The organism is Algoriphagus marincola DSM 16067 (assembly GCF_000429405.1).
Classification (GTDB): Bacteria; Bacteroidota; Bacteroidia; order Cytophagales; family Cyclobacteriaceae; genus Algoriphagus; species Algoriphagus marincola.
This window is the reverse complement of record NZ_KE386899.1, coordinates 150,176-162,677: the sequence shown is the minus strand read 5'-3', so window position 1 is coordinate 162,677 and position 12,502 is coordinate 150,176. Positions and strand designations below refer to the sequence as shown.

The 12,502-nt window shown below is 43.2% G+C and carries 11 protein-coding genes; 4 read left to right on the top strand and 7 right to left on the bottom strand.

The features are described 5' to 3' along the window. Positions 1-2: 2 nt before the first annotated feature. From G457_RS0119620 to cmk, 3 genes are all read right to left on the bottom strand, one after another. A complete protein-coding gene (locus G457_RS0119620; RefSeq protein ID WP_026947977.1) occupies positions 3-1,355 on the bottom strand; it encodes a Na(+)-translocating NADH-quinone reductase subunit A in 1,353 nt (450 codons plus the stop codon). A 132-nt stretch (positions 1,356-1,487) separates the two neighbouring features. Then, complete coding sequence (locus tag G457_RS0119615; RefSeq protein WP_026947976.1) at positions 1,488-2,384, bottom strand: 4-hydroxy-3-methylbut-2-enyl diphosphate reductase; 897 nt, start codon at positions 2,382-2,384, stop codon at positions 1,488-1,490. Next, positions 2,365-3,072 carry a (d)CMP kinase gene (gene cmk / locus G457_RS0119610; RefSeq protein ID WP_026947975.1) on the bottom strand — a complete coding sequence of 236 codons (708 nt, stop codon included), beginning with the start codon at positions 3,070-3,072 and terminating at the stop codon, positions 2,365-2,367. Before cmk ends, G457_RS0119615 begins: the two co-directional genes overlap by 20 nt. 119 nt (positions 3,073-3,191) lie before the next feature. On the opposite strand from cmk, the gene ade reads away from it, so the two are divergent. The 3 genes from ade to G457_RS0119595 all read left to right on the top strand — a co-directional run bounded on the left by ade (position 3,192) and on the right by G457_RS0119595 (position 6,452). Then, positions 3,192-4,820 (top strand): adenine deaminase, encoded by a 1,629-nt coding sequence (gene ade / locus G457_RS0119605; RefSeq protein ID WP_026947974.1) that lies wholly within the window; start codon positions 3,192-3,194, stop codon positions 4,818-4,820. Positions 4,821-4,965: 145 nt separating this feature from the next. Further along, positions 4,966-5,205, top strand: a complete 240-nt coding sequence (locus G457_RS0119600; protein ID WP_026947973.1) for a hypothetical protein — start codon at positions 4,966-4,968, stop codon at positions 5,203-5,205. Positions 5,206-5,267: 62 nt separating this feature from the next. Beyond that, positions 5,268-6,452: a DUF4221 family protein gene (locus G457_RS0119595; protein WP_026947972.1), complete on the top strand. Its 1,185-nt coding sequence runs from the start codon at positions 5,268-5,270 to the stop codon at positions 6,450-6,452. Between the two features lie 138 nt (positions 6,453-6,590). Here G457_RS0119595 and G457_RS0119585 read toward each other — a convergent pair whose 3' ends face one another. Continuing rightward, positions 6,591-8,171, bottom strand: coding sequence for a peptide chain release factor 3 (locus G457_RS0119585; RefSeq protein ID WP_026947971.1), 1,581 nt, complete (start codon positions 8,169-8,171; stop codon positions 6,591-6,593). Between the two features lie 164 nt (positions 8,172-8,335). Next, on the bottom strand, positions 8,336-9,571 hold the full coding sequence (locus G457_RS0119575) for a sensor histidine kinase (protein ID WP_026947970.1): 1,236 nt from the start codon (positions 9,569-9,571) through the stop codon (positions 8,336-8,338). Between the two features lie 147 nt (positions 9,572-9,718). On the opposite strand from G457_RS0119575, the gene G457_RS0119570 reads away from it, so the two are divergent. Then, positions 9,719-10,189, top strand: a complete 471-nt coding sequence (locus G457_RS0119570) for a Dps family protein (RefSeq protein ID WP_026947969.1) — start codon at positions 9,719-9,721, stop codon at positions 10,187-10,189. A 117-nt stretch (positions 10,190-10,306) separates the two neighbouring features. Here the strand turns inward: G457_RS0119570 and G457_RS0119565 are convergent, their stop codons facing one another. Together G457_RS0119565 and G457_RS0119560 are read right to left on the bottom strand one after the other, a co-directional pair. Then, the gene (locus tag G457_RS0119565; protein ID WP_026947968.1) at positions 10,307-11,614 is read right to left on the bottom strand and encodes an ABC transporter permease; all 1,308 of its coding nucleotides are present in this window, start codon (positions 11,612-11,614) and stop codon (positions 10,307-10,309) included. Then, positions 11,607-12,500: an ABC transporter ATP-binding protein gene (locus G457_RS0119560; protein WP_026947967.1), complete on the bottom strand. Its 894-nt coding sequence runs from the start codon at positions 12,498-12,500 to the stop codon at positions 11,607-11,609. Before G457_RS0119560 ends, G457_RS0119565 begins: the two co-directional genes overlap by 8 nt. Positions 12,501-12,502: the final 2 nt, after the last annotated feature.

Here is a 12,502-nt window from a genome sequence, read left to right as displayed (position 1 = left end):
TTTTAGCTATACATTAATAATTCTATCCCACTTCTTACCAACTCCTGCAAATCATTCTTAGAAGGATCTACAAATTCACATAAAGCCACATCTTCCTCTATGATCTCATAAAGACCAAGTTGCTCCATCTCGTCAAAGTCCTCCGCGTGGATTGCTTTGAATAGGTAGGTTGGAAGAATGTCCATTGGAAGCACTTTTTCAAATACACCGGAAACTACAAAAGGTCGCTCCTCACCGTGCGTATTGGTGTCTACTTTGAATTCTCCTTTGTTGAGGAAAGAAAGCATCCCGATCGCCTTGTGGAAGCTGAGTTTGGAAGTGGTAGGTTTCAACCAACCCAAAAACTCTTCATAATCGCCTTCTGGAATGACGGTGATTTGATTGTGATAATATCCCAAATACCCTTCCATGGAGATTTTCTCACCGGTAAGAACGTTTCCGGAAATCACACGGATATGACCGCTTTGTAGATTTCCTTTCACATAATTAGTAACGGCTGAGCCAGAAATGGTTTTCACATAACCTCGCTTGGATAATTCAGACCCGGTAAGCACGATGATTTTGGAGGCATCATACTGTCCTTCCAAAACCAACTTTCCAATCTGAACTACTCCCACTGGATTGACTGTCCAAACCAAATCACCTTTATTGATTGGGTCAAGGTGATGGATCTGCACCCCTACGTTTCCGGCAGGATGAGGGCCTGAGAATCGGTTGATTTCTACATTTTTTGCTTGTAAAAATAATGAAGAACCCTGCTCATCGCCATTAATGTTGAGGTGAACCTTTCCACTAGTCAATTTGGTCAATGTATCTAGGCCAGCCTGGAAGTAAGCTTCTTGTCCTTGAAGAACGAAAGCCATATCAGGAGACAAAGGGTTGGTATCGAAAGCCGATACATAAATCGCCTTTGGCTCATCAGCAGGATTGGCAATGACTCCGAAAGGACGCTGAATGATATGAGGCCAAACGCCTCCTTGGGTTAAGCGGTCCACTAAGGTCTCGCGATCAATTTTGCTTAGATCAATTTTGCCCAAATCCTCGTAGGCAACTTCCTTGTCAGCCAGAATTCTAATTTCTAGAAGTTTGCGCTTTTCACCTCGCTTGACCTCGATGATCTCACCGGATACCGGGGCTACAAACTTGACCTGTTCCATGGCTTTGTCGAAGAAGATGGGTGTCCCCGCTTTCACGGTATCTCCTTCATTGACCAATACTTTCGGGCGCTGTAGGCCTACAAAGTCTGTTGGCTTTAGGGCAAAGGTTTGAGCTGGAGCGAATTCAACCATTTCTTTGGCTGCCTTACCTACCAGATTGATATCAAAGCCTTTCCTCAGCTTGACGGTTTTTGACATATCTTATTGTAAAATGGGCTTTTGAAAAACGCCCCAAATCTAATAAATAACCTTTTTATTTTGAGGTTAATTGGGTTTTAATCTTGCAACTTTATGACAGATGGAGCAGAAAAGCTACTTATAGCTTGGCTATCAGGCCATCAGGGCATTTTCTTCTAAGGATTCGAGGTGCTCTTTGACCTGCTCCATTAGCCACATAGGCGTAGAAGTAGCTCCGCAGATCCCTACTCTATCAGTAGTTTCAAACCACTCTGGTTGAATTTCTGTTTGGTTTTCTACGAAAAAACTTCTTGGATTTTCTTCGAGACATACCTGATAAAGTGCTTTTCCATTGCTGCTTTTCTTCCCAGAGACGAAAACAATCACTTCGTTTTCCTGCGCAAATTTGCGCAATTGAGGCTCTCGGTTTGACACTTGCCGACAAATGGAGTCATTGGCATTGAAGTCTACTTCAGTAAGTTCACCCTTAGATGCCTTGATTCGCTCCTCGATTTTCTGAGAAAGCTCATAAAAGCCTTTGGTACTTTTGGTGGTCTGACTGAATAGTGTCACCGGACGATTGAAATCAATTTTCTCCAAATCAGCATCCTCCATCACCACAATAGCCTTCTCTAGCGTCTGCCCGGTCAATCCAATCACCTCGGCATGACCTTTTTTGCCATAAATAACGATTTGACCGTCTTCCCGCTCCATTTTATCAAAAGCCGTCTTGACTCGATGCTGAAGCTTCAGCACTACCGGACAGGAAGCATCGATGAGCTCGATGTTATTTTCGATGGCGGTTTTGTAGGTCTCGGGTGGCTCTCCATGTGCACGGATGAGGACCTTACAGTCACTTAATTCGGAAAGCTGATCCCGGTCGATGACGACCAATCCTTTTTCGGCTAGCCGCTTGACCTCCATATCATTGTGTACGATATCGCCCAGGCAATAGAGCTTATCCGACTGCTCCATCTCGTCTTCTGCCATTTTGATGGCAAACTCTACCCCAAAGCAATAGCCTGAATTCTTATCGATGGTTACTTGCATAATCTTCCGTCTGTTTGATTCTTTGCTCTGCCAGGTGCACGATCTGTGCCACTTGCTCCGCAAAAGTCAAATTACTTGTATCTATTTCCACTGCATCCGCCACTTTCATTAATGGGCTTTCTTTGCGGTTGCTGTCAATTTCATCACGCTGACCAAGATTGGCTTTGATATCCTCTAGGTCAACCAATTCACCCCTTTCGATCAACTCCTGCTGCCTACGAAAGGCTCTCGTATCCAGATTGGCTGTCATAAATACCTTCAACTCAGCATCTGGAAAAACCACCGATCCGATGTCTCTCCCATCCATGACCACGCCTTTTTTCCTCCCTAAACGTTGCTGCTGCGCTACAAGTTCTTCCCGGATTTCTTTCACCTTCGCAAAGTCACTTACCCGCTCCGAAACTCGCATGCTACGAATCTCTTTCTCCACATTCAAGCCGTTGAGACAGGTCTCCTGCTGTCCTGAATCTGGATTGGGTTGAAACGTTATTTCAAGATCTTGAAGTCCGGATTTGACGTCCTTGGGATTAGTTGGAGAAAGATGGCGATTCAGAAAATGTAGGGTTGCCGCCCGATACATGGCTCCGGAGTCTATATAAGTATAGCCTAAATCCCGGGCCACAGCTTTCGCCGTAGAACTCTTTCCGCAGCCGGAATATCCATCAATTGCAATGACTATTTTACCCATCCAAAAAGTAAGCTTCCCCCTTTTAGTTTTCTGGGGCAAATATAGTAGTTTTAACACAAATGACAGGGAGATTCGAAGGAATTCCTGTTTCTTGTGATTGAAATTAAAACCTGATTTTCATGACTATCCAAGCCCAACTCGTCGATATCCATCAACGTCAAATCCGCTCTGTAAACCTTACTATAAAGGATGGTCAAATCTCAAAAATCGAGGAAATAGCGACTGATTCTAGCCTTCCCTACCTGATGCCGGGGTTTATCGATGCCCACGTCCATGTGGAATCCTCCATGCTGGTCCCTTCGGAATTTGCGCGCTTAGCTGTGGTACACGGAACTGTTGCCACCATCTCCGATCCGCACGAGATCGCCAATGTCTGCGGAATCGAAGGGGTCGACTACATGATAGCAAATGGCAAGCAGGTACCCTTTTACTTTTTCTTCGGTGCGCCGAGTTGTGTGCCAGCTACCCCATTCGAAACTGCCGGAGCGGAGATCGATGTACAGGGAATCGAGGAACTCATGAGTCGTCCTGAGATTCTCTACCTCGCCGAGATGATGAATTGGCCTGGAGCAGTCAATAGGGATCCGATTGTGATGGAGAAGATTGAGATTTCCAAAAAATATGGCAAACCCATCGATGGACATGCACCGGGATTAATGGGAGATCAGGCCGAAAAGTATGTATCCGCAGGGCCCAGCACGGATCATGAGTGCTTCACCTATGAAGAAGGGCTAGGCAAAATCAAACTCGGAATGAAAATCGCCATCCGGGAAGGTTCGGCTGCCAAAAACTTTGAAGCGCTGATCGATCTGATCGATGAATACCCGGAAATGATCATGTTCTGCTCCGACGACAAGCATCCTGACAATCTGGCCATTTCACATATCAATGAACTCGCCGCCCGAGCCGTGGCCAAGGGAAAAGATCTTTTTGATGTGCTACAGGCTGCCTGTCTGAATCCCATCGAACATTATTCATTGAACGTAGGGCAAGTAATAGCCGGAGACCCAGCAGATTTTATCCTGATGAAGGATCTGGAAAAGTTTGAAGTGCTCGCCACCTATATCAAAGGACAAAAAGTAGCCGAATTCGGAAAGACACTGATTCCAAGAGTCAACAATGAGGTGATCAACAATTTCCTCACCTCGCTCAAAAAACCCGAAGATTTTCGAATTCCTGCCTCCGGCACTAAAGTCCGAGTCATCGAAGCCTTGGATGGGCAATTAATCACCCCTGAGATCGAGGGGGAAATTTTGATCCGGGATGGCTTTGCAGAATCCAATCTGGAAAAGGATATTTTGAAAATCACGGTGGTCAATCGCTACGAGGATGCTCCTCCTGCGGTAGCTTTTATCAAAAACTTCGGATTAAAAACCGGAGCCATCGCCTCCTCAGTCGGACATGATTCCCACAATATCATAGCCGTGGGAATTGATGATGCATCTATTTGTAGAGCAGTCAATCTCCTGATCGAGGCAAAAGGCGGCGTATCGGCAGTTTCAGGAAAAAAGGAAGAAATCCTTCCACTCCCCGTAGGAGGCATTATGTCTCCCGAAGACGGCTATCAGGTGGCCGAAGCTTACACCCGAATTGACCGAATGGCCAAGGAAATGGGCTCCACCCTAAATTCTCCCTTTATGACACTAAGCTTTATGGCTTTGCTGGTGATTCCGGACTTGAAGCTGAGTGATAAGGGCTTGTTTGATGGGCGGAAATTTGAGTTTTGTGATCTGTTTTATGACTTCTAATTAATTTTTTAAAATATTTTATCCAATTAGTTGGTTTTTTTTCGAACCTATTACTTTGGTAGAAATCTTCTAGGCCAAAAGATCAAATCTGTGAAATTCTAGGCATTCCCAAAACAAAATCAATTTTCAAACTTAAACTTTAGCAATGATGAGAAAACTGTTTTCATTAGTAGCCATACTAGCATTTGGTTACTCGTTAGCCCAAGCAGGAGAAATTAGGAGAGTTTGCACTACTTCTTCTCAAGCTTCCCAAAATATGGGTAAATGCAGAGTTTCACCCTACAATGATGGCGACATGTGCTTCTTTGACAATGGCACTGGAACTCCCTGCAATGGAACCTTAGCAGCTGAAAAAAAAGATCCTCCACCAAATATGGGTGGTTAATTTAGAAAACTAACAAACCCCTCATCTTGAGATGAGGGGTTCATGTAAATTAAATTGAATCGATGAAAAGACTGATCTATCTATTCTTATTTATTTTGAATTCTTGTGATCAAAAAGTAGAAGAGATAAGCAATTATCAAGAAAAAAATGGAAGAGATTACACAAAAATTTTTGAATTTGATACCGTCAAGCAGTTGAAGTTTAAGCTGGAACCTCCCATACGCTATATGACCAATTCCATCTCATCTTCAATAATTGATGGGGAAGAAATCATCAGCTATTTGGATTCGGATAATCAATCGATACTAACATTTAGTAGTAAATCCGGTGAATTATTGAAAAATATTCCCCTTGAAATTGAAGGCCCAAATGGTGTTGGGAATATTGGATATATATCTGCCCACTATTACCTTAATAATGATTCAATTTTCCTTTACAATAGGCAAGTTAGCCCTCTCTATTTGATAAATAGTAAAGGTGAGATCAGAAGGAAATATAAAGTTACTGACTATTCAGGAGCCTCAAACTTTCCGGTCCCTAATAGTTCTACGATGAGTCCCATTCATTTTTGGAATAATAGCCTTCTCTTCTCTTGTGGAATTCAAAATTATGAAGAAGATTTTACAGGATATCCAAGTCTATTGCAGTTGGATTTGAATGATGGTGAGATAGATTATCTATCTACATTCCCTGAGATTTATTCAAAGGCTTTTTGGGGTGCTTACTTCAAATATGATCCTAGCATCGCATTAAATACCAGAAAGAAAGAGGTGATTATTAGTTATCCGATTGATCATAATGTCCACGTTTTTAACTTAGAAAGCGGTTTAGTTAAGCAGTATTATGTTGGTTCGGAATTTTTCGAGGAAATACCTCCATATAAAAATGATCCGTCATTTTTTTTGAAAAGAAACCCAAGTGAAAGAGATGAAAATGAGACTAATCATGCTTTCTCAAGTTCTGAATACCGGGGAATTATCTATGATGAATGGAGGGAGCTTTTTTATAGAGTTGCCTTGATCAGACCCTCTATCGAAACAGTGATTTCAGGTGATAGAAGATTTTCATTTTCAATAATTATTTTCAACGAAAACTATGAAAAGGTAGGCGAAACCAAATTGCCTAATGATAAATATGATCCTTCGTCCATTTTCCTTACCAGGGAAGGATTAGCAGTCTTCAGAAAAGACCTTTACTCAGAAAATGAAGACATGCTTGTCTTTGATGTGCTACTTCCAGAGGACTAAATTGAAGAAATATGGCTTTGCTGGTGATTCCGGCCTTGAAGCTGAGTGATAAGGGCCTGTTTGATGAGCGGAAATTTGAGTTTACAGAGGTGTTTCAATAATACACTCGAATAAATTGAAACCCTTGGAGAATGAATATCAAAACTCCGAAGTAAAGTGAAACTCAATTTCAGGATAATTGTCCTGAACCATTTGAAGCCAGGCATTGGATTCGGCCATAAAGACTAGCTTACCATCCTTATCATGTGCAATGTGACGGTTTTTGGATCGAACAAACTCATCCAATTGCTTTTTATCCTTGCTACTGATCCAGCAGGCTTTGTATAGATTCATCGGATGAAATTCCACTGTGGCATTGTATTCATTTTTCAATCGGAATTGAATCACTTCAAATTGAAGCTGACCCACCGTACCGATCACCTTTCGAGACCCCATATCGAAGGTAAATAGCTGCGCTACTCCTTCTTCCATCAGTTGCTTCAGGCCTTTTTCCAACTGCTTGGTCTTCATCGCATCCTTGTTGACCACTTCGCGGAAAATCTCCGGAGAGAAGCTCGGGATTCCTGTAAAAGTCAAATCCTCTCCATCCGTGATCGTATCCCCGATCTTCAGATTTCCCGTGTCATACAATCCTACAATATCTCCCGGGAAAGCCTCATCGATGATCTCTTTATCCTGTGCCATAAACTGGGTCACGTTGGAAAACCGTAGCGGCTTTGGGCCACGAACATGGTTGTAAGGCTTATTCCGCTCAAATTTTCCTGAGCAAATCCGCAAGAAAGCAATCCTATTTCGGTGATTGGGATCCATATTGGCGTGGATCTTAAAAACAAACCCCGAAAACTTGGATTCATCCGGAGTCACTTCGCGAACATCGGTTTGTCGGCTTTTAGGTGCAGGAGCGATTTTGATAAACGTGTCCAGCATTTCATTCACCCCGAAATTGTTGACCGCTGATCCAAAAAATACCGGTGCCACCTTTCCTTCCAAGTACTCCTTGGGATCAAAATCAGGATAGACTCCCTCGATGAGTTCCACATCTTCGCGAAGCTGATCTGCGAGGCTGTTCCCAATCAAGCGATCCAATGATCCATCTTCCAAGTTTTCAAAGACCTGTCGATCATCACTGAGTTTGCGCTGGGAAGGAGTGAATAGGTTCAGTTTTTTCTCATACAAATTATAAACTCCCTTGAAGCTTTTACCCATTCCAATAGGCCAAGAAAGCGGCCTGACTTTGATATTGAGTTTTTCCTCCACCTCATCAAGCAAGTCATAAGGGTCTCTACCCTCCCGATCTAGCTTGTTGATAAAACAGATCACCGGCGTATTCCGCATTCGGCAGACCTCCATGAGCTTTTCAGTCTGAATCTCCACCCCTTTCACACAGTCGATAACCATAATCACGGAATCCACTGCAGTCAAGGTACGATAGGTGTCTTCGGCAAAGTCCTGGTGACCCGGCGTGTCCAGAAGATTGATTTTAATGTCTTTGTATTCGAAGCCCATGACCGAAGTCGCCACGGAGATACCTCGCTGCTTCTCGATTTCCATCCAGTCAGATTTGGTAGCCGTATCGATTTTGTTGGATTTGACGGCGCCTGCCGTATTGATTGCTCCACCGAAAAGGAGTAGCTTCTCAGTCAAAGTGGTCTTTCCGGCATCCGGGTGAGCAATGATGGCAAATGTTCGGCGCTTTTTGATTTCGTCTTTCAAACTCATGGATTGTAAATTTCAGGGGGCAAAGGTAATTAAAAAAGCCTTTAGGACTTTTTTAATTACGAAATACGAATTACGAAATACAAGGCCTTTTTTGATAGTTAGCCAGTTCTAACAACTTTGGGATTGGCTTTAGTGCTTTTAATAAGCACGTACCTCGTATTTCCTCAATATTCCAAAATCCCCTCTGTCACAAACTGCTCTGCTCCCTCAATGGTACTATGCAGGATGATGCGAAAAGTGGTACCATTTCCGATTTCGGAAGTTTTGACAAAAATTCTTCCACCATGATAGCCTTCGATGATGCGCTTTGCCAGCGTCAAGCCCAGTCCCCACCCCCGCTGCCTGGTAGAGAATCCTGGGTTAAAGACTTTTTTAAAATTGCGCTTTTCGATCCCCTTTCCGGTATCGCTAATATCCACGATCACGAATTTGTCACTATCCTGGAGGATATCGATCTCAATCCGCCCCTTTCCTTTCATGGCATCCACGGCATTTTTGCAGATATTTTCGATGACCCATTCGAAGAGAGGCTTATTCATCATGGCATCGAGATTTTGCGAGTCTGCATTGATGATGAGATCCACCTTCGTAGAAATCCGAGGTCGGAGATAGTTGATTGTCTCTTCGATTGCTTGATAGAGGTTTTCGGATTGGATGACTGGCTTACTGCCGATACTACTGAAGCGCTCCGTGACCATACGAAGCTTCACCACGTCCTTGTCCATTTCCGTGATGATTTCCTTGTTTTCTTCCCACACAGGCGAATTTCGCAGATAGTCAATCCAGGCCATGAGTGAAGCAATGGGCGTTCCTAGTTGGTGGGCAGTTTCTTTGGTCAGGCCCGCCCAAACCCGGTTTTGCTCTGCAATTTTGCTTTGATTGAACAGTGCATAAGCCAATACCCCAAAAATCAAGATCACGGCCAGCTGAACGTAAGGATAATAGCGAAGATTGGTTAGTAGCTCCGAATTGCGATAAAAGATCTGAATATCTGCTTCCCGCAGCAAAATGGGCTCGTATTCTGCCTTCATCTCTTCCAGCTCCTCGGCAAGGATCTTAGTCGAGTCTTGGGAGGAAGCATTTTTCCTAAAGGGAATATTTCGAAACTCCAATGGAGCTCCACTTGCATCCACCATGATGATGGGAATGGAGTAATTTTGCTGAATGATCTCCTGATTAATAAAGGACAGATTATCCGCGTTGCTTGCCGCATACTCCAAAGCACTAGATAGCAATTCAATTTGCCTTCGCTCCCGAGCTTTCAACTCCTCCACCAAACGATTGGTATACCAGATGGACCCCGCTCCTATCAAAATAGACAGGGCGACTACCAGCCACTTCACCTGTCGTCGGTTTTGGTAAAAATCTATGGAAGTAAGATCCTGAAAACGGTTTTTCATCGGGAGACTCTTGCTGATATATTTTAACTATTAACTCTCAGATTCGATAGAAAGTGTATGATAGCTATAGAAATTATCAGTTGGTATCAGAGGGTAATTTTTAGTAAATTTAAAGTATTAAATGAAAGACAAAAACAAACAAACAATATGAAAACGAACGACATAGGATTAGAGGTAAAAGATACCGCGATTTTGGTGGATAAGCTCAACACCTTATTAGCCAACTATCAGATCTACTATCAAAACTTGAGAAACTTCCATTGGAACGTTAGCGGACCCAATTTCTTTGAGCTTCATGCGAAATTCGAGGAATTATACACCACCGCAAATGAAAGTGTAGATGAAGTAGCAGAACGAATTCTAACATTGGGTGCTAGACCTTTCTCTTCGTACGGCGAATACATCGAAAACTCCTCCATCAAAGAGGCATTGAAAGTATCCGATTCCAAGCAAATGGTAGAAATCACAAGGGATAATATCAATACGCTTTTGGATATTGAACGAGGAGCTTTGGAAGCTGCCGCGACGCAAGGCGATGAAGGTACAGTCACCTTGATGAGTGATTACATCACAGCCAAAGAAAAGGTAGTTTGGATGCTCTCAGCATACCTTAGATAGTCATCAAAAGACAATCATCAAAAATCCTGACCACTGATGGTCAGGATTTTTTTTTGAAAACTCTAGTTTCTTTTCTCTTGACTCTTGTTTCTTAGCTCTTGACTCTATTTTTAATTCTCAATTACTGGTCTTGATCCATTTCCAAAGGGTTTTGTAGCTAGGCTTGGTGCCATGCATCAGAATCCCGATCCGATAGATTTTTCCTGCCAACCAAGTAGTGGCCAAAAAGCCCAAGATCAATAATCCCATCGAAAGCAAAAGCTCCCAGAATGGAACCCCGTAGCTGATCCTACCCATCATAGCGATTGGAGATGTAAGTGGCACAATTGACAGCCAAAAAGAGGTGGTACTATTAGGATCTTGAAGCACAAACACAAACAATCCCATGTAGGCTACTATCAATGGAATAGTCACCGGCAGCATAAATTGCTGCGCATCTGAAGGTGCATCCACTGCAGAACCTATCCCAGCGAACAAGGCACCATAAAGTAAATAGCCTCCAAGAAAATAGAATACGAAAGCGCCTACTAGGGTGACGAAATCAATTCCTTGAATTACCGCTAATATTTCACCAAGTTCTCCATTTGGTACAGCTTCACCCATGTCTGCCTGAGCCATTTCCAGGGCTTGCTGCTGGGGCATCTGCATACCCAAAAACCCTGTCACCACGGTGGTCAGCGTCCCAATTAAGACAATCCATATCAGCAGTTGGGTCAAGCCAACTCCTGCAATTCCGACGATTTTACCCATCATCAACTGAAAAGGCTTCAGAGAAGAGACGAGGATTTCCACGATTCGGCTGGACTTTTCCTCAATCACACCTTGCATGATTTGATTGCCGTAGATGAAAATGAACATGTAGATCAAAATACCAGCAAGAAACCCGATAGCATAGTTGACGGTGGCATCGGACACCCGCTCGCCTCCTTCTTCATCGAGAGTAATTGCCGTCACATCGACGGAAGTACGGATTTCTGAAAGGATTTGGGGGTCTATCCCCGAGTCATAGAGGCGCTGATCTTCAATTTTTTTGCGAAGACTGCTCTCCAAATAGGAAATCAAATTCATATTTGGGTTCTCTTCACCATAATAGGTGATGCCTTTCGGATCTTTTAGATCGATTTTAGGAATGAGTAAAAATCCATATCGATCTCCTTTTTGAACTAGCTCCTTTGCTTCCTCCACATTTCTGTCTGAAAAAGAAAAAGCGTATTGATCTGAGCTTTCCATGAAGAAGAGATTGTTTTCATCTACCACTTCGATGATCCGAAGGGATTGATTTTCCTTTTCCTCCACAGCTATCCAAATAAATATCCCCATTATCGCAGGAAAGATTAATGGAGTCAGGAGCGTGGCTAGCAAAAATGATTTTTTCTTCACTCGAGATAAGTACTCGCGCTGAATGACTAACCAAATTTTATTCATAATCCCTATTCTTTACTTGGTGGATAAAAATCTCTTCCATACTTGGAATCTTTTCTTGAAATCTGGCCACTTGCCCCATCTGCATGAGTTCTGCTAGCAATTCATTTGGGGTTTTGCCCTCCAAGGCTAGAGAGAAATGCCAAAGCCCTCCATCCTCTACAGCTTTCCAAGCGGAAGGTAGAGGAGCTTGGAGATCTTCCAAAGTGACATGAAAAATATTTGGGCGATAACTTGACTTTACCTCTCGGATACTTCCGTCGAGGATCTTACGGGATTTGTTGATCATCGCCACCTGATCACAAAGAAGCTCCACGGACTCCATTCGATGTGTACTGAGTATGACCGTGGTGCCCCTCTCCTTCAGCTCCAAAATCTCATCCTTGATAATCTCCGCATTGACTGGATCAAACCCAGAAAACGGTTCATCCAAGATCAATAATGCCGGTTCATGAAGAATAGTAGAAATGAACTGAACCTTCTGAGCCATCCCTTTGGAAAGGTCCTCGACCTTTTTTTCTCTCCAACTGAGCATGTCCATTTTCCCAAGCCAAGTATTGATTCTAGATTTGGACTCTGCTTTGCTCATCCCTTTCAGTTGAGCAAAATACAGCATCTGATCCCAAACTTTCATTTTCTTGTAAAGACCACGCTCTTCTGGGAGATAGCCTATTTGGGAAATATGATCTGGAGCGAGTTTTTTACCATTGATACGGATCTCACCTGAGTCGGCATCGATGATTTGGTTGATGATTCGGATCAGGGTCGACTTACCGGCACCATTTGGACCAAGTAATCCAAAAATCACCCCTTTGGGAACATGCAGATCCACGTCTGTCAGGGCGCGGTTTTTCCCGTAGGTTTTATTTAGTTGTTTTATTTCAAGCATGG